This window comes from Enterococcus sp. HMSC072F02, from assembly GCF_001837725.1.
GTDB classification, from domain to species: domain Bacteria; phylum Bacillota; class Bacilli; order Lactobacillales; family Enterococcaceae; genus Enterococcus_B; species Enterococcus_B lactis.
The window spans coordinates 1-22,622 of record NZ_KV833978.1; the positions used below are offsets into that span (position 1 = coordinate 1).

The following is a 22,622-nucleotide window of genomic DNA, read 5'->3' on the forward strand; positions in this document are numbered from 1 at the left end:
CAATCAGCTGACCCTCGGTATTCGCTCAACAAGCGACAAAATATGAGGATCTATTTTCCCGTTTGTTTCTCTAATACTCAGGTCAAAACGCTGATTTCACAACCTCTGATACATGGTGTTCCAGAAGTACCTTCTTCGAGAATAAGCCGAAATCTCACAAAAATTGGAGAAACAATTGTCGTCAATTCCTTCTTATTTCTTGAAGCTGACCACTTCTGTCACAACCTCTTTTTAATAACCATAAAATCCTATTCCTTCATATCTCCAGCCCATTGGCGTTAGCCAATCTCTTTCTTTCGCACTTAAGGTATAGTGATGGGTACCAGTTTTTTCATTTGGATTGAATAGTCGATAGATTGGCTTGGAACCACCAGAGTAAAAACTTAGACCTTCATAGCGCCAACCGATTTTTGTTAAGGAGTTGATCTCAGATTGCGCCATTGTGTAATGATGGTCTCCGCTGTAAGGATTGTATAAACGGTAGACAGGCTGTCCACTGTTTGGTGCTTGCCAAGCAATTCCTTCATATTCCCAGCCTACAGTTGGCAGATAATTTTTTTCACCGGCATTCAATGTATACAAATGCTCTCCTGTATGACGATTATATAAACGATACATTGGAGAAGTTGAAGTTGGTGCTGTATCATACTGCGTCAGATTGTAAGTCTCGATTACATTGTTTAGTGTAGCACCATAATTAGGCGCAGTGGCATAACGACCGGTCAACCAAGCTGTAGCATCCTTGTAAGAGTTCGTATTGCTTTTCCATGCACCAGAATAGTAATACACGCCCGGCTGGAAAGAAGTCGTCTTCAATACCGTCACATTATCTTGTAATGATTCTTTGTACGAAGGATATTTTCTAAAAGCAGCATTTACCGTAATCCATTGTCCATTGACATATTCCGAAGTAGGCATCGTAACAGATTGGCCATTATAGCTTCCTTTGATTCCAAATAGATTGTAATTAGGAGCAGAAGCCAAGGTACTGTTCCCCCAGCCGCTTTCAACGATTGCTTGTGCAATCATGACTGATGCGTATAAGTCATTGGCACTTGCCAAGCTTTGTGCAGTGGATGCAATACTATCAATGAATGCTTGTTGAGAATTAGCAGATGAGCGGGCAGAAAAAGCGTAGCCAGTATAGTTTTCGAATTCAGACAAATCTGCTTGATGGGTATGTGTCAATGTTTGTCCATCTGTCAATTTGTTCGTGATTTCTTCCGCATTCTCTGGATTTTTCTGAGCTTCTGCTGATGTGCTTTCTTCCGTTTGCGGTTGTTCTGTTGTCCCTGTTGTTGATTCTTCAGTTGAAACCGTATTTTCGGAGACAGTAGCTGACTGCAACGTACTTTCTGTATCGTTTTCAATTCCTATTTCTGAAGAACTCGTTGTCTGAGCTGTGACTGTTCCTGTCGTTTCTTCAGCTAGCACGGTTGTGTTGGCAACTGCTAGATTTCCTAAAAGAATAACGCTAAATAATAAATTTCTTGCTTTCATTCTTTTTCTCCTTTAAATATGAAACTTTACCTAAATAACAGTGTAACTAAAAAAGTAAGTCAATGCTCATAATTAAATAACGTACGTTTCTTTATTTTGTGCTCTCAATGATCCTCATATATTCCTTTAAATTACTATAATTATAAAAAAAGAATTGACAAAACATAACTGTCTATATAAAATGATTACGTTAACAATAATTCGTTTCATGTGACTAGATCATACTAGGCATGAAAAATCTCTGAGGAACATGGTTTCCCTAGGAGGTTTTTCGTGTCTATTTTTGTTTGGTCGCAATCAACTGGTCTAGCAGACATGAAAACCAAATCTTCAAAAAGGGTGCGCGCATGAAAATCAAAAAGATCTTTAATCAAAATGCAGTATTGGTAGATGACGGTGGGCAGGAAAAAGTAGCTATTGGAAAAGGAATTGGATTTGACAGAAAAAGAAATGATTTGATCTTTGATCGTGATATTGAGCGGATATTCGTCATGGAGCCAGAAGGACAAATCAAATTGCAAAATCTACTCAATCAGATCGATGAACGCTTTTTGTTTGCAGCAGAAACAATCATCGATCATGCGGAAACTGTCTTGATGGAGAAACTGAATGAACATGTGTTGATCGCTTTGACCGACCACATTGCTTTTTCTGCGGAGAACATCAATAACGGTATCGTCATCCGCAACAAGCTTTTGAGAGAAATCGAAGTGCTTTACAGTGATGAATTCAGTATTGCTCAATGGGCAGTAGAATATCTGACAAAAGAGCTTGGGATTCCATACACTTATGACTAAGCAGGATATATCGCAATCCATATCCACAGCGGACGAAGCGGTCGAAATAATAACCATCGCAGTATCCGTGAAGTGACGATTGTATCTGATATCATCCATTTAGTGGAATCAGAATTGGAAACAGATATCCATTCAGAACCATTTTCACTGAATTATTCAAGACTGGTGAATCATTTACGACTGCTTCTACAACGAACCCATGCACAACAATATGCTGTCTTAGATACGGAAATCGTAGAAATGGTCAAACGAAAATACCCAGAAAGCTATAAGATTTCTAAAAAAATCCGTGTGTTGCTGACCAAAGAATACCAGCTCGCGATCACGAAAGAAGAACTGGGTTACTTGGCCATCCATATCGAGCGTTTAAGAAGCGCAATCGTACAAACAAATGTTAACAATCATGAGGAGGAAAAAAATTGAAAGCATATCTACAACGAATGGGACGTTCCCTTCAACTCCCAGTTGCGGTCTTACCTGCTGCTGCTTTGCTAGTAGGGATCGGAAACTGGTGGGCATCTTATAGTAACGACATTGTCGCTCATTTTTTACAAGCTGGCGGTAACGCAGTTTTAGGTCAATTGCCTTTGCTATTTGCTGTTGGGTTAGCACTAGGGATGTCAGTGGACAAATCAGGTGCTGCTGCCTTGGCAGGTTTGGTTGCATTTGAAGTTCCCGTAAATGTTTTAAAAACTGATTCAGTAGCCACTTTATTGAATATCAAACCAGAATCAGTTGATCCATCTTTTGCTCAGATCAGTAACGTATTTATTGGTATTATTGCCGGATTGATTGCGGCAGCTCTTTATAATCGTTTCCACGAAGCAAAATTACCGATGGCTTTATCTTTCTTTAGCGGCAAGCGTTTAGTGCCAATCTTAGCTGCCTTCGTCATGCTGCTGATCAGTGCAGTGCTACTGCTCGTATGGCCTCCGGTTTACTCTGCTTTAGTTTCTTTTGCTAAATTCATTTTGAGTTTAGGATGGGTTGGTGCAGGTCTTTATGGCTTCTTCAACCGTTTACTGATCCCTACAGGATTGCATCAAGCAATGAACTCCGTGTTCTGGTTTGACGTAGCTGGAATCAATGATATCGGTAAATTCTTGGCTTCTGAAGGAACAAAAGGCGTAACAGGAATGTATCAAGCTGGATTTTTCCCAATCATGATGTTCGGGCTTCCAGCAGGAGCATATGCTATTTACAGAAATGCACGTCCAGAAAACAAAGCAAAAACAGCTTCATTGATGTTAGCAGCAGCTTTTGCTTCATTCTTTACTGGTGTAACAGAACCACTTGAATTCTCATTTATGTTCGTTGCTTGGCCATTATATGTCTTGCATGCCATTTTCACTGGGATTTCTTTAGCAGTGAGTGCATTCTTCCATTGGACAGCAGGATTTGCCTTTAGTGCCGGATTTGTCGATTACTTCCTATCTTTGAAAAATCCGATTGCGAATCAGCCTTTGATGTTGATCGTCCAAGGGTTAGTAACAGCAGTAATTTACTACTTTGGCTTTAACTTTGCTATCAAAAAATTCCATCTGATGACTCCTGGCCGCGAGGAAGCAGATCTTTCAGATGACGATACTGCAACGACTAATTCAGACAATAAATATGCTGCACAAGCAAACAAAATCTACGCTGCATTAGGCGGAGCTGACAATGTAACTTCAATCGACAACTGTACTACACGTCTTCGTTTGCAAGTCAAAGATACAGGCCTGATCGATCAAAACAAAATCAAAGCCACTGGCGTACCTGGAATGAAAATCATTGATGGGAAAAATGCGCAAGTCATCGTAGGTACAGAAGTACAATTCGTTGCAGATGAGATGGCAAAATTGCATGGTGGCGCTGCAGCACGACCTACACAAACAAACACTGTGGTTAAAACAGAGACGTTTGCCGGTGGAACGATCGAACAAGATATTTACGCTATCGCAAATGGGAAACTGATTCCAATCACTGAAGTTTCAGATGATGTATTCGCAGAAAAAATGATGGGTGACGGCTATGCTGTATTACCAGAAAATGGAGAAATCTTCTCTCCAATCGCTGGTACGATCACAAACATTTTCCCAACGAAACATGCCGTTGGTATCCAAACTGATTCTGGTATCGAAGTCTTACTTCATATGGGCATCAACACCGTTGACTTAAAAGGCGAACCATTCACTTTATATGTAGAAGAAGGTCAAAAAGTCGCAAGAGGTCAATTGATTGCTTTAGTTGATCTTGCTGCTATTCAATCTGCAGGCAAAAACACGGATATGGTCGTTGTATTCACAAATGGCGACAAAGTCCAAAACCTAGAAATTAAACCCGCACGTGATGTAAAAGCAAATGATAAAATCGGCTCTGTTTCCAACAAAGCCTGATCCATCGTCTTCCCCAGACTTTTTTATCGATAAACAAAAGCAGCTGAGACAAAAATCTTGTCTCAGCTGCTTTTTTCGAATAAAAACGGCGTTCTCCTGCCAACTCCGCGGTAATAAGTCCAGCCAAACGAAACATATGAAGAGCTATTTTTTATTTGACTCTTCTTATTACTTGATGCAGAATAGCTTTTTTACAACCTCTGGTAAACGGTGTTCAAAAACCAGTTTATCGGCATGAAGTCAAATTTATGCAAAAATGTGGAAAGCCATTTTCATAAAATTTTTCTTCATACTCAAAACTAAGCGGCTTTTTCACAACCTCTTTATATCATCCATTATTCCTGATCCAATATTTCTTTCAATGCTGCTTCAAGAGAGACTAATGGTTTTTCCAAAACTTTTTCTAAATCATCAGAAGAAACAGCTAACTGACCCTTTTTGATATCATGTTGGATCGCTAAAAACATGTCAGCTGCTTCTTGAGGGAATCCGGCTTCTTTTAGATTTTCGACAAACGCTGCATCACTTGCTTCAATAATTTCTAACTCTTTACCTGTCGCACGCTCTAATGCCTTGGCTAATTCTTCATAGTCAGTTAGATGGCCGGATAATTCTAAGATTTCTAGGGAGTCATTCTCTACTAGTACTTTTGCTGCGGCTTCTGCATATTCACGTTTCAATGCCCAACCTGTTTTTCCATTTCCTGCAGCATAAACGAATTGACCAGTTGTTAAAGCTTGCCCAATGATAGGTAATTCATTCTCTACATACCAATTGTTCCGTAAAAATGTATGGGGAATACCTGAATCCTTAATCGTTTTTTCAGTGAATTGGTGATCTGGCGCTAATACACTGATTGAGTGATCGGCATCTGCAAAACTTGTATAAGCGATATAAGATACCCCGGCTGCTTGCGCTGCTTTCACTACATTCTCATGTTCGGCTTGGCGATTTCCTGGAACGCCAGAGACAAAAAGCAATCGATCTATTCCTTTCAACGCTTCTTTCATTGAATCTAAATCATCATAATCACCAATACGTATGTTAAATCCAGCTTCTTTCAGTGCTTCTCCTTTTTCTTCACTACGTACTAGTGCATAGATTTCATTTTGTGGAACCATCTTTTTTAAGAATTCCAGCGCATAACCACCAAAACCTCCAGTTGCTCCTGTTACTAAATAATGCATCTTTCCCACTCCTTATTCCTTTTATTTGTTAAGATTTAAAGCTGTACATTTATAAATTACACCTTTATCATAAAGAGTGTGGTAAGATAAGTCAAGCAAAAAAAATGAAAGGATGACAATTGATGAAGTATTCTCTGCAATTTAGTGATGCAATCCATGTACTTGCCTATATTGAAATGTTTCAAGATACCCGATTGCTTTCTAGTGAGATGATTGCCAGCAGTATCGAAACAAATGCAGCAAATGTACGTAAAATCATGAGTCAGCTCAAAAAATCCGGCTTGATCCTTACAAAAACCGGAAAACCGCAACCTTCCCTTGCCAAAAGACCAGATCAGATTTCTTTACTAGATGTCTATCGTAGCATTGAAGGTAATACACAGCTTATCCAAGTCGATCCAAAAACAAACCCAAATTGCGTCGTTGGTGCAAATATCCAGGAAGCTTTAGAAGAAAGCTACGCTCGGCTGCAGAAAAAAGCAGAAGAAGAAATGGCTAAGATCACACTTGATAGTCTGATACATAAAATAGCCGTTTTGGAAAAAGAAAAAAGACCAGAAAACACAGGCCTCGTAGAGAGATTTTTATAATTCTCTCTACTGGGCCTGCATTTTTCTGATCGGAATCGTCTACATAAATTCTTTTATTCTCCCAGGAACAAAATCCTTGTCATGCCTCTTTTTCCTCTCTAATGCTCAGGTCAAAACGCTACTTTCACGACCTCTATATTATCATGGTTTGTTGACTACCGGTATCCAGATTTCTCCAATGTATTTCCCATCGGCAACACCCATTTCAACGACAGCATTCGGTCCCCCAACATAGGCGTAATCTTCTACTTCTCTTAAAACATGTCCAAAGGCCGTATTCGTCAAATCATTTCTCAACTCTTCAGACGACTCAGCAGAAGCGCTTACAATGAGATAGGTTCCTTTTGGAAATGGGATGATTCTCGTAGTGTTAGGAATATCCTGACTCGTTTGAACACCGACATAGTACATCATTTTCCCGTCATAGGGTTCGTTGACTGTAAAGAAATAATGATTTTCAGCAGATTGTTTCAAGGTGTCTATTGTTCCGTCACTGATGACTTTTTGCTCAAAGGCTTGCTTCTCTGCTGCCAAACCGACAAAATCTGTATTGCTACTTTTCAATTCCACACCAATACCTGTCACTGCAAACTCTGGTTTTTCTTCAATCTTATACTTTGCCATTTCTCCCACCCTTTCTATTATGTTAAGTTCATCTTACATAAAATTAAAGAGAAATGACACGATTACGCTCTTCTTGTAGGGATACTTTCATTTTTTAACTATTTTTTTGCTTTCACTGCAATCCAAATTTCACTGTAAACATGACTGAAGTCCTCTCCCCATTTTGTAAAAGAGATCTCGGGAGCTTCAACTAACTCATAATCTGAAGAAGGAAGCCATTCTGCATAGATTTTCCCCCAAGTGTCTTGTAAAGTTTGGGGAAATGGTCCTTTATTAGGAAAAATGGCCCAAGTGTGTTCTTCTATAGCAAACATTTCTAAATCAGCGTACGGATTTTCTTTTGTCGTAGCAAAGCCGATCATGTGCATCAAACTACCCTTTTCTTCCAAGCGGTCTCCATCAAATCCATAAGAAGCGTTGATTACTTGATGTGGATATAAATCTCCTAACTTATGCATCTCTTCCCTTTGAGTCTCCGTGATCGTCTGCGCTAACTTTTGTATTTCTTGATTAACTCCTTCAAATTGGACAGGGACTTTTTTCGCCACACCTGCCACATAAAACTGTTCTTTCTTTTCGATACGAAATTCCATCGATTTTTTCCTTACGCGTATCATCCGTGCTTAGACCATCATAACTATCAAGGACTGTAACAACGATTGGTAATGTTATTTGCCTTTTCGTTTCATATTGTTCAAGATTTGCTACGCCGCATTCTTTGAATAACTGTTTTCTTTCTGTTAATACAAGAGAAATCCTATCCAACATTTTTTGCAGCTTTTCGTCTTCCTCCAAAGTGACAATGTCTGCTGTGTGAGGCAAATTTTTTAATGGCAATAGACCATTATTCCCAAAGTCCAATAAATGAAAGTGAATCTGATCCGGCGTGTTCTGACGTGAAAGATTCATCGTAATCGTTTGCAATATTGTTGATTTTCCGTACCCCGGACTTGCAAATATAGCAGTGTGGCTAGCTTTTACCAAATCATAATTATAGATTTCTTGTGTTTGTTTGGACGGTATGTCTACTACTCCAAGCGGGATATCCATTTTTCTTTCTTTCGTTTCTTTCACAGACGGCGTCACGATCTGGTCTTCCAGATTGGGTAACCAAGGCTTCTCGGGGAGGATATAATCCGACTGTTGAAAAATTTGATCGATCTTGTCAATCACTGCCTCTAGTTGCGTTGGTAATTCGCTAGTATCTTTTCCTTGAATCACTTCCTCACCAGGATTATAGAGCACCTCTGATTGCCCTAAATCATTGATCATAAAAATCCGTTCGTCCACATTCTCTTCGATTATTTTGTCTGGATCATATGAAACACCGGCATAACCGCTTTGGAATAATTCATATACTTCATTTTCGCCAACTTTAAGATAACCACGACCAGGATTTATGATTTGAGCAGCATCTGGGGTTTTTAGTAATTCATTCGAATCTTGGACACTAGCCATTTTAAGTGCGATTTTACTTGTACTATTTGCTTCAATCTGGTCATTTACCACACCAGATGGCTTTTGTGTGGCTAGAATCAAATGGACTCCTAGCGATCGGCCGATTCGTGCTACTGAGGTCAATTCTTCTAAGAATTCAGGAACATTTGCTTTTAATTCAGCAAATTCATCTGAAACTAAAATCAAATGTGGTAATGGTTTACTAGGATAAGTGATAGCTGGATTAGGGTTTAGACGTTGTTTATATAAACTCATGTATCCATTGATATTGTTTACTCCATATTTAGCAAACTCTCTTTGTCTTTTGTTCAGTTCTGCTTTGATACTTGCCAATGCACGAGCCGTCCCTGCACCATCTAGATTAGTAATTGCCCCCATGAAATGAGGTAATTTTTCTAATGTATTTGCAATTCCTCCACCTTTCCAGTCAATAATCAGCATTCCGATATCCTCTGGAGAAAAATTAATCGCCAAACCTAGCAAATAGGTGGTCAAAAACTCCGATTTTCCTGAACCAGTCGTTCCTCCAACGAGTGCATGTGGACCATGAACCCGCTCATGCAGATCCCAATAGACATACTCCGATTTTCCTCTCCAACCAATCAAAGAACGAATTGATTTGTTTGGTTCAGCTTTCAACCAGCGAGTCCGAATAGAAAGTTCTTCTATTTTTTTCACTTCGTATTGATCTAATAAACTAAGACTTTCCGGCACCGCATTCTTCTCCACTTCCACGTGCTGCAGGTTCGCTAAACGCTGGATGGCTTGCTCCAGTGGATAGCTAGTTGGCAGATGATTTGGCAAGAAGGTCTGATTGATGTATTCGCTGTTTTGATTGATCAGGGTAGCAGATTCACTACTTTAATATTCGATGAGCGTTGTCGTTGTCTCCGGCAGCATGTTCAAGGCTTCTTTTCCCCAAATGACTGTCACACCGTAAAGACTCATGTCTTCAGCCAGAAATTCATTCAATCCATGACCTGAAAGCCAGCTTTCATCAAGGATCGAAAAAATGTAATGCGGCTGAAAAACAACTGTTTCATTTCCGGCTTCTTTGACTTGCTGGCGTCGCTTTGTCAGCATTTGATAAAAGGAATTCAGGACCATGTCCCGTGACTGTGCGTGATGGACGATTCCCCGAAGATTCAAATGTCGGATCTTCGTATGGGGCAGCCAGCGCCAGGCACTCCACTCCTTTTGATAATCCGCTTCCGGAACCAATGTGATGAATTCGACATCTCGGTACGAATGAAGAACCGATAATTGGAAAAGGATGGTTTGGACGGCGGTTCGCAGTACAGCAGATGGTCCTGCTAATCCTAGCGTCTGATCCTTTAGCGGAACGACGATTGGCGCTTCGTCCAACTGTTTATAAGGCCAGACGAGCTGTTCTTCTGCTTCTTTGCTCAAATCATCTTCTTCTGCTGGCTGGTAGTTCGTCTTGAAACTGGAGATGATTTCTCCTGTGCCCACTCGAATATTCAAAAAATCTTCATTGCGGCTCATACGCTCATAGATCCGCGCATGATATTCTTTAGCCATCACAGCCAAATCATCTATAGAAGGATTCATATACGCTAACGCTTCTTTTTGTTTTTGCTGCAGCTTGTTCAGTTCTGATTTTTTTTGAAGCATATACTGGCGGTAGGTGGTTTCCCGTTCCTCGTTTGTTCGTTTCGTTTCTTTTTTATTGGTCAGATAACTGGAAACTGAAAAACCAGCTGTCAATAGACTCGCACCACCCATGCTCAGCATCATGATCGGGTTTCCTCCGCTAAGAAAACTTGTGGCACCGCTTAAAACGACCATACCAAGTGGTGGCACGATTGTTTTCAATAAGTCATTCCTGCCTTCTGTTTCTTTTGGTTTCGGTGCAAGGATCTCGATTTCATTCGCTGGTTCTTTCAAATGGATACGCGGGCTTCTTCTAAAAAATGGGAAATCATTCGGATATTCGGGAAGAAACGTTTCTTCTACCAGTTTCCATGGATCCAGCTGATAGTTTGTGCCCAGACTGGTGAAACGCAGCTGCTTTTCCCGGACTTCGATCACTAAACGATCGACCATCAACCGATCTCCTACGCCAAACGAAAATGTACCTTCTTGTATAAGCTGATCGTTGTAGTAAACACGTTCCTTACTCGGATAGATCTTCAGCTGATATTCTTTGGTTTTAGGATCGATAGGAATTGAGATCAATGCATCTGTTTCTAAAAAAACTGCCGATTTTTTCGCTCCGGAGATCAGAAAATCTTTTTTGGGTTTATTCGTAAAAACAGTTTCCAGCTCTTCATGTCTTAAAATCAGCAAGTGTTCATCTGACTTGATTGGTTTTCCGTCACACAATAACTTCTGGTCTTCATAAGTGAAGCTTTGACCGTTAAGTACGACTTGACGCTGTTTCTCGGTGAGTTGTTCATGGACGAACGTTTCACCAAAATAAAAAATATCAAAGAGGATCTTTACAGATGTCCGGATTTGATCACTTAATGGGACGAACCGATCAGTTGGCTTCATTTCCATCTTCTCCTCCTAACAACTTCATGTATTTATTGATCTCTTCTTCATACTTTGTGAGCAATTCTTGTTTTTTTTCACCTTTCATCTTGTTGTTGGTCTTTGTTGCATCGTATAACTTGGTATAAGTGTGTAAGATATATTGATTGTCACCAAGATTCTTAGCGACATCCAGTGCCTTATCGAAGTTCCCTTTTCCAGCATAGATCCAGTAAAGCAATGTGTTGTCGCTCGATTTAAGGGACAAGTTATTTAAAATAGCTGCCTTTTGTTCATTGGACAAATTGTCCAGTTGTACGGCACTGACTGCGGCAACATATTTAGCACCAGTGGGCAGTTTTTCAGGTTCGTCTTCTTTCAACGTATTCAAAACACCAGCGTAATCATTGGCGATATATTGTGTCTCAGCGGAACTGATACGCTCTTGTGCCGGGAGTTTATCCAGAGCATAGATCCCTGTCGCAACAGCAAATCCGATTGTCGATACCCCCAATACCAAGCTGCTCCACTTAAAAATCTGATGATTTCTTTTACTGACCACTTGTGTTTCTTTGGCTCGTTTTTGCTTTTGCTTCAGAATCTCCGTTGCTAGCAACTGATCGATGATTTCGATCGTATCTGCTTCGTTTATTTTTTTTGTAAAGGCATCTTTCAGCGTACCGCTGCCTTCGATCAGCAGTTCATAGTTTAATCTAGGATGCAGGATATAAAGGACCAATGCCCGATATTGCTTGATAAAATCATCTTCTTCATTGATATAAGGGACGATCGTTTCCATAAATCCTCGGTGCCCGATAACTAGTTCTTCTCCACGAACGAATAGATTAGCAGGATGGAGGAAAGGCTGAGCTGGACGGTGTAGAAAATCCGTTAAGAAATGGATTTTTTGTGCCAGCAGCAAACGTTGGAAAAGTTCTTCTTTTTTGACGACTTGTTCAAGCGGCAAGGTAGCCGTTTCTTTTTTATAGCGAATAACCAGCTTTTCTTCTGTTGCTTCTATAATCTCTCCTGACAGCATTCGGATACCAGGTGCTAAAAAGTGCTGATACTGTGTCAGTTTGTCCAGCCTATACTGATTGGCCTGCAGAGTCACCTCTACAGCGTTAGTCTCATTCATAAATCCAATGGTTTGGTCGATGTTCTGTATTTCTCTCACAGTGGGTTTTCCTCCCTGTTTTTTTGTCTTTCGATCACTTGTAACTGATCGCCATTGCCTAAAGAATAATCAGCTAAGATGGCCTCATTTCTCAAATGAATGGGTTTATTCAAAAGAGCCAATTCAAAATTTTCGGGAAGTCGGATATGAATGATTGGAAACGACTCTTGTAAAATTGTTTTCAGTCGTGCCACAGTGACTTGGCTTGGGACTTTCAGATCGATGATCCGATCAACTGTATGCAGACTGATACTGATTGTTGTACCTTTTTCCATGCTACACGCCACTCCTGCTCCTTTTATTTTTGTGATAAGCTAATTGTTTCCCTAAAAATAGACCGATTCCTATGCATAGGCTTCCGCCAAGAACATAGCCGCTAAAGGTAACCAGCTGATTTACTTTCCTTTGCTGCATGGTTGAAGAAGAAGTACTTTGGACTGAAGCAACAGTGTCTCCTTCTTTGAAGAGATAAGGCATTACTTTTTGGTCAAGAGCTTCTGGCTCAGTCGTTTCCTCAAAAAATATTTTTTCCTGTGCAGTTGAGACCAGTTCTTTTTGTTTTGCTTTCAATTGCTGATCTTTCGCTTCTTTCTCCGCCAAAAACAAGTCATTGATGGCAAAAGAGACCTCGTTTCCGCCTGCTTCCGTTTGCTGATCCTCATAGATTACCTGATTGTTGATTGTAAGAGACCCTTGTTCAGCATGCACACGTGTTCCGTCGAAGCTAATAGGAAAAAGAACACTCAAAATACCGATGATCCAACAGATTTTTCTTTTTTTATTCATGATTCACGCTCTTTTCTATCTTGTTCTTCAGGAAGAACAATGAGATTCAGAAACAGTCCTAAAACAAGAAGGATGGCGATCACAAGATAACTGACCCAACCGATACGGCCGCCATTCAGCAGGACTGTGAAACCATTTTGGATATTTTGGAGCGGTGACAGCCGATAGAGAAACTCGGTGAATGAACCTATTTTGACCGTCACTCCTAATAATGGTGTGAGTATGAAATACAATCCTAGAACGCTGCCGTAACCATATAAGGTAAGTTTCTTGAATTGCCGTAAACAGCCTGTGACAAGCAGCTGCATGCTGGCAAAGGTCAAAAAGGCATAGCTGAACCACAACAAGCGATTCGCCGTGCCAGCACTTGCACTGGTAGCACCAGCATAAAAACCGGCAAGTAAGATCGTCACAAACGAAAGAAGGAAGACATTAGGAACGTTCAGCCATATCCTTGTCGGCTGAACCAGCAGATTGGCTTCTGTCACTTTACGTTTTTTCATAAATCCTAGTAATGAAAGCCCTGCGACCATAAGCAGAATCGCGCCAGTTAATGTTGCGTAATAAGGAACTAACGAGATTTGTCTTGTTTGTCCGAACACACCTTTTCCTTGGATCGGCCGTGACAGAAAATGGAAAACTTGTGTATTGTCTGCTCCGCCGTTTTTCGTGTTGGACAACACTTTTTCAAAGGTCTTTGCATATTCTTCGTTTTCTTTCGTTATTTGCTTCGATTGTTGAATCGATTGATCCAGATTGGTGAGGATCGTTGTTGCATTTGTCTGAACATCAGCTGTCGTTGTTTTTAATTCTTCGATTACCGGCGCGATATCTTTGACTTCTGCAGCAGATTTCTCGGTGCTAGCAGCCGTTTCTTTGGATGATCGCATCAGTTCTTGCATCGTTTGGACTAAAGACTCTGTTTGGGTGGCAATTTGTTTCGTCTCGTTTTCTTCAGGATGCGGATTTTCTTCATTGATCACTGATGCGGCTTCGATTTTTGCTGTTTCGCCCCATGCATTGTATGAATCCTTGATTTGCCGGTTGGCATCTGTGAACCATCGATTCAATTTATCTGCTTCCTGTAGCAGTTTTTCCGGGATGGTCATCAGATTCAATGTGCCGTAAAGCGTAGGGCTGGCTTCTTCTTTATTCTGATCTGTTTCATGCCCAATGACCGCTTGCAGTCGATTGATCTGAGTCTCGGTGTCCTTGTAGATCCTGTCTCCTGATTTCTTGTATTCTTCATATAATTTATCGGTAATGACCGTTTGTTTCTCAGCATTCGTAATATTGTCATACCGACGATAGATCGATTGGTCTTTAGCTAGTTCCAGAACTGTTTTCCCTTGGTTTTCTGATGCACGGATCATGGCAGCATAAGACTGGACTGATAACGACTGGTTCGGATTACCGAAAAGAGTCGCGATTTGCTGCGCAGCAGTATCCAGTGCTTGTAAATGTGTCAGAATTTTAGGCACATCATCGATCAGCGGCTGATCCATCGGGAGATAGACGGCATACTGATGATCGCTTTGGACCGTTTCGTTCCTGCACCATGAATAGTAAAGTTCATTATAAGATGTCGCTTGTTCTATTGAGTTCAAATGCCAGATGATCGGCAGGTTGACCGTGAATGTCACCTGTTTCGGCAATTCTTTTTCTTGCGGGTCATCTGTTGAATCTTGTGTACTTTCTTCCGTTTCTTCGATTTTTTCAGGTGCTGCGAATGTAAATTGATGATCTGAATGGTCGATGATCGTAGTTTGATAGCGATAAGGATGCAGTTCATCATTCACTAACTGTTCGATTTCTTGCAGCTTGGGACCATCTAGCATCACACTGACTTGTTCTTGCGAATCAGCTGGTAATTGGATCGAATAAGTATTCTCTTTTGTCGGGTCCATGGAAAGCGTGACTGTTTGCTGCGGAATGGTGATCATTTCAGGATGTCCTTGTCTAGGATCTAAATACGTGAAATGGACCTCTTTTCCCAATGGCTTGTTCAAATCATTGGCGTATTTTCGGACGATTGCCAGTTCATCCAAGTAAAGGGAAGCTTGATCAGGTGTGATCACTTGCTGTTTTGCTAATTCGTCCACTAACTGTTCCAAGCTCTTGTCTGGGATCTGAGCCAATGAGGTCTCTAGTGTTCCTTGATACTCAGCGTTCAATTTGGGTGCGTTCCCTCCCAAATCGGAAATCAGCTGGAGGATAGCTGTTTTCACTTGCTCGGTGGTTGCTGTATCAGGAGTAGCTGCAGGATCGTTATAATAAGTCGCTGCAATCTGGCTTTTCAACTGGGTCAACTGTTCTGTCTGGGCTTGTAGCTCACCGATTTCTGACTGAAGTTCCGTGATTCTTTTTATTTGTGTCACTTGGAAAAGAACCGATTCTGATAAAAAACCGGCGTACACACCTGTGCTTTCTTGTTCATTGCTGGTATAAAAATCACCCAACTGGGACAAGATTGTTTCATTCAATTGATCATGCTGCTTTTTATAGTCTGCCGTATCTGTTTCCCATTGTTCGTTGAGCTGCTTTTTTTGCATCGCTACTTGATCATTGAATTGTCTGATCGATTCTTTCAGTTTTTCATTTGCCTGCTTCGTGTAGTCCTCGACCGATTCTTTGACTGCTTCAGTCGATTGGCTGCCTCCTTCTAATCCTTGATTGTTTCTGTCCAGCAACTCTTTGACCGACTGGACAAAGGCTTGCTGCTGGGCAGTAAAAGACTGATTGTCTGTGTCTAAAATACTGGCTGTTTCCAGCACATTCGTATAATTGCCTGGGATTTCTTTGAATGGACTGTAAATAGATGATTCCAAATTCGTCTGATAGTTTACTTGTGTTCCGGCGATTTGATTCACATTTTGCTGTGCTTCAAATAAATTCCCGACGATACTGGAAAAATACATTTGGATAATCCGCTGATTGAAGTCCGTTAAGATCGTGTTGACATTGTCTTGAATCATTTGATTCGTGATTTCATTTTGTCCATCTCGAACTTGATATTCGATCAATGCTTTTTCCGGATTGATACTTTGCAGCGAGAGCAATTTTTCAGAAAAATCTTGGGGAATGATGATTTGAGCATCAAATTGCCCGCTTTCTACACCAGCTGTAGCGATGTTTCGAGTGGTGGTTTCCCAGCGATTTTTACTGTCTTTATTGATCAATGTCACAAAATCCGAACCTAATGAATAATTTTTGCCTTCAAAGACTGCTCCTTTATCTTCGTTTACTAGTGCATATTGCATTTTCCCTGTAAGATCAGTTGTACTGATCGTGACGTTCTCATCTTTGAAACCTAAGTAAAGAAAGAAAAGCAGTAAAAATAAGCTAGCGGCAATTGTTAGAAATAATGAAATGTTCCTTCTAAAATCAGTTAACATCTAAACTCTTCCACTCCTTAAAATAAATGCGGTTAAAAACAATTGGCTCTACGCAGTAAGACAAATTTTTGCAGAAACTTCTTCAAAAGTTTGTACAAAAATTGGCCTTAGTGCAGATAGTTTCTCAGCGCACTTTTAGCCAAAAGCAGGAACAGTGAGGAGAGGCTGGAAAAATAGTGGCTCCAGCCTCTTCTTGCTCCTGAATCTGGCTTCATGTGCCGATTCAGTTTTTCAGTGAGAAGCGAACGCCATCAAAAAATGCAGAAAAACATTGTCATCCATTTTTTCTTACGATATTAAGCCGTGAGGAACGACCATGCTCGATGAGGTCATGTGTCTGCTGATCACTCAAAACTGAATAATTATTATTGCCTTATTGCTTAAAATCCAAATGAGCCAGCGTCTTGACGATCCCGCTCTGCCACAGTGTCAGCATACTTGTTCAACTGTTGATTGATGCTTTCCAATAACTGCTCCATCTGTTTGACATTTCCTTCCAGCTGATTGTATTGCTCTAAATATGCTTGGAAGGCTTGTCCTTTCCATTGTTGAGCGATTTGTTGGTTCATGGAATTGACCTTTCTGATCGCATCTTGGATTTGAGATGCTGCCTGCTGGTAGACCTTTGCCTGTGATTTAAGCTGTTCGGGTGTGACTGCAATTGCTCCTGCCATGTTTGTTCCTCCTAATAAAAAGTTATTTTTTGTTACGCGTACATCATAAACTATTTTTTGTCTCTGTGGTCAAAATGTAGCATTCACGCACATCATGTGTCGTATACGACGTGTTATTTTGCCTCCTTATTCCTCCTTTTTTGACTGGTCAAAAATCCAAGAAAAATAACTATATAAATTATTTCTAATCTCACATATTTTTCTAAGTATGACCTTTTTAAATTTATTACAAATCACTTTGAAATAATTCTTAAAAACTGGCTGATATTTTAATGTTTTATGTTCTTTCTCAAAAAAATATAAAAAAAACGGCTAATATTTACTTGACAATACTCCTCTGTCCCCCTTTTCTTTCTATCCAGAACGAATATTCCCTCTTGTAAATGCAGATGATCCTCCTTCGTTTTATATGTGGTGAATATTCTCCCATTTATTAAGTACGTAAATATTTGAAAAAATTTTTTTTGATTTGATTTTTATTGTCTCATTATCCTTTTGATATTTTTCATGCAAAAAAATACCCAAGGTATTTGATGTAACACCTCGGCTGTCTCTCTTTTTATTTGTCTACTACTAGTAATTCGTCTAATTGAAAATCGATTTCATAGATTCTTTCTACATTTCTCAAAAGTTCATGATTCATTTTATGATATTTCGTTGCACCAAGTTGCTGACAAATCTGCAACGCTTGGTTTACTTTTTGTCTTCCTTTTTCATTTCCTTTGATCATCTCCCAGATTCCAGTGAGTAGGGAATACTGATTTCGTTCAAAGAACATATCTTCTTCTAAAAAGACTGCTTCAAGTTTTGAGATATATTTCCAAATTAGTCCGCGTTGTTGCTGCTGGATAAAATGGATAATCGCGTTTGCCAGCATCCGAAAGCTCTCATTCTTTCGATCCTTGCTGTTTTGATAAGCGGAAATACTGACTAATGCTTTATCTAACACTAAATCGATAAAGAATGGATCAAAAGCATACATACAATGATTGAATAACACCAACTCATAGTTCGTCCATGTCTGTGCATAAATCAGATACTGATAAACTTCTGAATCAGCAACATCAATTGGCTCATCTACTATACGAGCAATCAGTAATTTGCATAAACTAGCTAGATGTCTCTCCTTTTGAGTGATGTCTCCTTTTTCTTCGCACAGGCTGATCAAATGTTGCAATTCTTCTTTATCTTGATTCATAAATGCTAAAACCATTTCTTTCATCATCCGGTCCATGTTTGCCACTTCCGGCGGATAATCGAATATCCTCAGTTCATCATAACCAAGATTGAGTTTTTGTAAAAAATGTGAAAATTTGCTAACTGTCGTGTCTGCTTGATTTTTTACAAACCGTTCGTAAACGGATCGGCTGACTTCCTTTCCGCATAATTCTGCTACGGAGATACCTTTTTGCTTTCGAACAAATTCGATGATCTCCCATACTTCCATTTTGCCAACTCCTTTATAAATATGGCTCTCCTTCAGTTGAAAACAATCGCAACATGATTTTGTATGAAATAACATATACCAATCCATCAGATCTTCATTTTTCATTTCTAAAAATCATTTTTTCGTAAGACGTTCCTTGTTTTTCATGATATCATCGCTGTTAAAACCAATTGTTCATTTACCAGTATTTTTAAAAAAACTTAATCATAATAGTTGTTTTATAATTTTGCAATCCATTAGGGGATAAAGAATAAGCGGTAAATTAATACATATAATACGTTATTTTATTTTTGCTATATGAAAAATACTCATTTTTATTTTTTCTAGTAGAATTTTATCTTCTAAGTATGCCCCTCGTATGAACTATTTACCATTGACAAACGTTAAATAAAAATTTAGAATATTCACAAGTTTGACGACAATTATGAAAATTTATGTCGTGCTAAAGGAGTTTTGTTATTGGATGAAAAGTTAGATATAAAAACTGCGATCAAAGACACGTTACCTACCGTTTTTGGTTATATCGGTATTGGACTTGCATTTGGTATCGTTGGGAAAGCTGCCGGGTTTCATCCGCTGGTCGTCACGTTGATGTCCCTGCTGATTTATGCTGGTTCCGCCCAATTTATCACGGTTAGTATGCTTGCTAGCCACAGTCCGTTGCTTTCCATCGTTCTCTCGACCTTTCTAGTCAATTCCCGAATGATTTTGATGAGTATGACGATCGCCCCTTATTTCAAGAAAAATCGGCTGATTCAAAATCTGCTCATTGGCACATTGCTGACAGATGAAAGTTTCGCTCTGGGAATGAATAAATTGAACTATACGGGACAAAAGTTAAACTTTCGTTGGATGAATACAGCTAATTGGATTTCTTATTTGACGTGGGTGGGTTCTTCTCTTGTTGGCGCACTTTTAGGTAATTTTATTACTGATCCGAAAAAGTTTGGTTTGGATTTCGCCATCGTCGCTATGTTTATCGGCTTACTTTATCTTCAAGTCATTTCTGATAGAAACACCTCTAAACGATTACAGTTGATTCTGATTGGTCTCACTTTGATTCTGGTATATGTCGGACTGATTTTTATCCCAAGCAACTTAGTGATCGTAGTTGTAACACTGATCGGGTGCGGATTGGGGGTGTGGATCAAACATGCCTTCTTTTGAGTTTACATTGCTGACTATTTTAGGTTGTACTCTAGCGACTTGGCTTTCTAGGGTCCTACCGTTTGTCTTACTGAAAAAATTCGACTTACCGCGACCGTTGCTTGAGTATTTAAGTTTTGTCCCAATCGTCATTATGTCTGCTTTATGGTTCAGCAGTCTATTTACCCAGAACATCGGACATCTGCCGCAGATCAATCTCGAAAATGCTTTGGCTTCAGTTCCTACGCTTTTAGCTGCTATTCTTTCAAAAAGCTTATTGGTGATCGTCTTGGTAAGTATTCTTTCCCTTTCATTGATTCGCTTATTATAAATAAAAAAACAAGAGCTTATGACAAATTACTGTCATGCGCTCTTGTTTTTTATTTATAATAAGAAGAAAATCGGCGTATTATTGCTTATCCGTTGAACGGACCACTAACAACGACTTTTCCTAACATATGTCCTGTTTCTACGTCTTTGGTTGCTTGTTTCAAGTTCTTCGCATTGATCCCATCTGAATAGACCTTGCTCAATGTACTGCGGATAATCCCTTCGTTTGCTAAAGCAGCAATGTGCGCTAAAGCTTCTCCTTGCGTTTCGATTTCATAGTTATAGTCTGTTTTAGCGAACATATACTCCCAGTCGAAACTGATAGATTGGTTTTTCCAAACACCTATGTCTAACGGCTCTTTGATTCCTACGATCGTTCCCACATGTCCAAATGGTCGGACAAGGTGCTTGATTTGATCAAAATAGCGGGTAATATCGAATAATACAGCGACATACTCTACTTGATCGATTCCCAATTCACGAAAACTTTTACTTAAGTCTTGATGATAATCGATTGGATAGTCTACGCCTGTTTTTTTCAGCCATTCAAAATTCTTCGGACTTGCAGTCGCATAGACTTCTAGACCAGCCCAATGCGCTAGCTGATTCAAAATCGAACCGACGCCCCCAGCTCCGTTAATCACTAAGATTTTTTTCCCGCGGTTGGCATTTTCTTCTGGAATCAGACCAAATTTTTCAAATAACAATTCATAAGCGGTCAATGAAGTCAATGGCAACGCTGCGGCTTCTTCATCTGACAGATTTTTCGGTGCAAGAGCGGCAATACGTTCGTCAACCAGTTGGTATTCTTGATTGCTTCCTGCTCTTGTTGTTGTACCTGCATAAAACACGCGATCGCCGACAGAAAATTTTTGCACTTCATCACCTACAGCAACGACTTTCCCGACCCCATCAAACCCTAAGATACGCAAAGCATTTCTTATCCCATTATCTTGGCGAAGTTTCGTATCGACAGGATTGACAGATACTGCGTTGACTTTTACCAGAAGATCCTGTGAAGTGGGTACAGGTACCTGTTCTTTTTCATCCATAAAGCTTTTTGGATCATCAATCGGCAACCCTTCATAAAAACCGACTACCTTCATTAATTCCTTTTCTGACATACGAATTCCTCCTTAGCTTCATCAAGTTGGAGCATCCATACAATGTTCATTTCAATATATATAGTATGTTATTTGTTCCACCTTTTTTATCCATCATAATTATTCTCTTACTTAAAGTAAACTATTTGCACTTTTTTGGTTAAAAAAGAGGTTGCGACAAGACTTTTGTCACAACCTCTGATAAACGGTGTTCTCCTACCAACTCTTCGGTCACAAGTTACAATATTCATAAAATATGAGGAGCTATTTTTGTTTGGCTGTTCTTATGACTTGATGCAGGACAGCTTTTTCACGACCTCTGATTCACGGTGTTCAAGCAAGAAATCATTGTTCACTGAAAAGTGTTGGATGTTCTTTTTCAAAGGTGTCTAAGATCTCTCGTACTTCATCGGTAGATTTCGTATTCATCAACTGAACACGCAAGTCATTTGCTCCTGGAAATCCTTTGATATAGATTTTAAAGAAACGATGCAGTCCTGTGATCGAACGTGGGATGATTTCTGAATAATGATCTTGCAGATCTAGTTGCAGACGAAGTAGGCCAATCAGTTCTTTTTCTGTATGTTCTCTCGGTTCTTTTTCAAATGCATAAGGATTTTTGAAAATCCCCCGGCCAATCATGATGCCATCTACGCCATATTTTTCAGCCAATTCTTCTCCTGTCCGGCGATCGGGGATATCTCCATTGATCGTGATTAGTGTTTGCGGAGCGATTTGGTCACGTAAAGCAATGATTTTAGGAATGACTTCCCAATGTGCATCTACTTTACTCATCTCTTTACGCGTACGCAAATGGACAGAAAGATTGGCTATATCTTGATGAAGTAGGTGACTGATCCATTCTTCCATCTCAGACATTTCCGTATAACCGATACGCGTCTTGACGCTAACAGGCAAACCGCCAGCTTTAGCTGCTTCAATCAATTGTGCCGCTACTTCTGGACGAAGGATTAAGCCACTGCCTTTTCCACGTTCTGCTACATTAGGAACTGGGCAGCCCATGTTGATATCGATTCCTTGGAAGCCCATTTCTGCCATAGCAATGCTCATTTCTCTAAAAAATTCTGGCTTGTCTCCCCAAATATGGGCAACCATCGGCTGTTCATCTTCTGTAAAGGTCAATCTTCCTCGTACACTATCTTTTCCATCTGGATGACAGAAACTGTCTGAGTTTGTAAACTCAGTAAAGAAGACATCCGGTGCTGCTGCATGCTTTACGACATGGCGAAATACAACATCTGTTACATCTTCCATTGGTGCTAAAACAAAAAAAGGCTTTGGCAGCTCTTTCCAAAAATTAGTAGTCATTTGTTTGTTACTCTCCATTCTATCAAGCAGTGAAGTCGCAATCTTTCTCAAAAACATTGTCATTATACTAGGAAACAAAAAAAGAAGCAAAGTAAACAGCTTAAAAGATGTTTCTGATTGAACAAAAAAGACTGTGACAAAAATCTTATCACAGTCCATTTTCCGGAATAAATGGTGTTCAATCAGCTGACCCTCGGTATTCGCT

At 39.8% G+C, this 22,622-nt stretch carries 15 protein-coding genes and 3 pseudogenes; 5 read left to right on the top strand and 13 right to left on the bottom strand.

Features of this window, described 5'->3' with window-relative positions:
- Nucleotides 1–231: 231 nt before the first annotated feature.
- Nucleotides 232–1,500: a glycoside hydrolase family 73 protein gene (locus HMPREF2731_RS13525; protein ID WP_070873168.1), complete on the bottom strand. Its 1,269-nt coding sequence runs from the start codon at nucleotides 1,498–1,500 to the stop codon at nucleotides 232–234.
- 347 nt (nucleotides 1,501–1,847) lie between these two features.
- Between HMPREF2731_RS13525 and HMPREF2731_RS13530 the strand changes: the two are divergent.
- Nucleotides 1,848–2,720, top strand: a pseudogene (locus HMPREF2731_RS13530) (PRD domain-containing protein).
- Nucleotides 2,717–4,675 carry an N-acetylglucosamine-specific PTS transporter subunit IIBC gene (nagE, locus tag HMPREF2731_RS13535; RefSeq protein WP_002329822.1) on the top strand — a complete coding sequence of 653 codons (1,959 nt, stop codon included), beginning with the start codon at nucleotides 2,717–2,719 and terminating at the stop codon, nucleotides 4,673–4,675. Before HMPREF2731_RS13530 ends, nagE begins: the two are co-directional and overlap by 4 nt.
- A gap of 335 nt (nucleotides 4,676–5,010) precedes the next feature.
- On the opposite strand, the gene HMPREF2731_RS13540 is transcribed toward nagE, so the two are convergent.
- Nucleotides 5,011–5,862, bottom strand: a complete 852-nt coding sequence (locus tag HMPREF2731_RS13540; protein WP_002329821.1) for an SDR family oxidoreductase — start codon at nucleotides 5,860–5,862, stop codon at nucleotides 5,011–5,013.
- Nucleotides 5,863–5,984: 122 nt separating this feature from the next.
- Here HMPREF2731_RS13540 and HMPREF2731_RS13545 point away from each other — a divergent pair, with 122 nt between their 5' ends.
- Complete coding sequence (locus tag HMPREF2731_RS13545; RefSeq protein WP_002314309.1) at nucleotides 5,985–6,452, top strand: Rrf2 family transcriptional regulator; 468 nt, start codon at nucleotides 5,985–5,987, stop codon at nucleotides 6,450–6,452.
- A gap of 141 nt (nucleotides 6,453–6,593) precedes the next feature.
- Here HMPREF2731_RS13545 and HMPREF2731_RS13550 read toward each other — a convergent pair whose 3' ends face one another.
- From HMPREF2731_RS13550 to HMPREF2731_RS13595, 9 genes and pseudogenes are all read right to left on the bottom strand, one after another.
- A complete protein-coding gene (locus tag HMPREF2731_RS13550) occupies nucleotides 6,594–7,076 on the bottom strand; it encodes a GyrI-like domain-containing protein (RefSeq protein WP_002329820.1) in 483 nt (160 codons plus the stop codon).
- 98 nt (nucleotides 7,077–7,174) lie between these two features.
- Nucleotides 7,175–7,675 (bottom strand): annotated as a pseudogene (locus HMPREF2731_RS13555) (GyrI-like domain-containing protein); the annotation flags it as partial.
- Nucleotides 7,668–11,057: pseudogene (essC, locus tag HMPREF2731_RS15420) on the bottom strand (type VII secretion protein EssC); the annotation flags it as partial. The pseudogenes essC and HMPREF2731_RS13555, both read right to left, overlap by 8 nt.
- Nucleotides 11,038–12,207 carry a type VII secretion protein EssB gene (essB, locus tag HMPREF2731_RS13570; RefSeq protein WP_002329816.1) on the bottom strand — a complete coding sequence of 390 codons (1,170 nt, stop codon included), beginning with the start codon at nucleotides 12,205–12,207 and terminating at the stop codon, nucleotides 11,038–11,040. The pseudogene essC and the gene essB, both read right to left, overlap by 20 nt.
- Nucleotides 12,204–12,482: an EsaB/YukD family protein gene (locus HMPREF2731_RS13575; RefSeq protein ID WP_002329815.1), complete on the bottom strand. Its 279-nt coding sequence runs from the start codon at nucleotides 12,480–12,482 to the stop codon at nucleotides 12,204–12,206. The genes essB and HMPREF2731_RS13575 overlap by 4 nt, the downstream gene beginning before the upstream one ends.
- Nucleotide 12,483: 1 nt before the next feature.
- A complete protein-coding gene (locus HMPREF2731_RS13580) occupies nucleotides 12,484–12,993 on the bottom strand; it encodes a hypothetical protein (protein WP_002329814.1) in 510 nt (169 codons plus the stop codon).
- Nucleotides 12,990–16,388: a type VII secretion protein EsaA gene (gene esaA / locus HMPREF2731_RS13585; RefSeq protein ID WP_002336179.1), complete on the bottom strand. Its 3,399-nt coding sequence runs from the start codon at nucleotides 16,386–16,388 to the stop codon at nucleotides 12,990–12,992. The genes HMPREF2731_RS13580 and esaA overlap by 4 nt, the downstream gene beginning before the upstream one ends.
- 380 nt (nucleotides 16,389–16,768) lie before the next feature.
- A complete protein-coding gene (locus tag HMPREF2731_RS13590) occupies nucleotides 16,769–17,062 on the bottom strand; it encodes a WXG100 family type VII secretion target (RefSeq protein ID WP_002310516.1) in 294 nt (97 codons plus the stop codon).
- 559 nt (nucleotides 17,063–17,621) lie between these two features.
- Nucleotides 17,622–18,509, bottom strand: coding sequence for an Rgg family transcriptional regulator (locus HMPREF2731_RS13595; protein WP_002336178.1), 888 nt, complete (start codon nucleotides 18,507–18,509; stop codon nucleotides 17,622–17,624).
- A gap of 459 nt (nucleotides 18,510–18,968) precedes the next feature.
- On the opposite strand from HMPREF2731_RS13595, the gene HMPREF2731_RS13600 reads away from it, so the two are divergent.
- Nucleotides 18,969–19,676 (top strand): AzlC family ABC transporter permease, encoded by a 708-nt coding sequence (locus tag HMPREF2731_RS13600; protein WP_002315845.1) that lies wholly within the window; start codon nucleotides 18,969–18,971, stop codon nucleotides 19,674–19,676.
- A complete protein-coding gene (locus tag HMPREF2731_RS13605) occupies nucleotides 19,663–19,986 on the top strand; it encodes an AzlD domain-containing protein (protein ID WP_002336177.1) in 324 nt (107 codons plus the stop codon). The genes HMPREF2731_RS13600 and HMPREF2731_RS13605 overlap by 14 nt, the downstream gene beginning before the upstream one ends.
- Nucleotides 19,987–20,071: 85 nt before the next feature.
- Here HMPREF2731_RS13605 and HMPREF2731_RS13610 read toward each other — a convergent pair whose 3' ends face one another.
- Nucleotides 20,072–21,109, bottom strand: a complete 1,038-nt coding sequence (locus HMPREF2731_RS13610) for a zinc-binding alcohol dehydrogenase family protein (RefSeq protein ID WP_002336176.1) — start codon at nucleotides 21,107–21,109, stop codon at nucleotides 20,072–20,074.
- Nucleotides 21,110–21,433: 324 nt separating this feature from the next.
- Entirely contained in the window at nucleotides 21,434–22,417 is a 984-nt protein-coding gene (locus HMPREF2731_RS13615) for a tRNA dihydrouridine synthase (RefSeq protein ID WP_002329810.1), read from the bottom strand.
- Nucleotides 22,418–22,622: the final 205 nt, after the last annotated feature.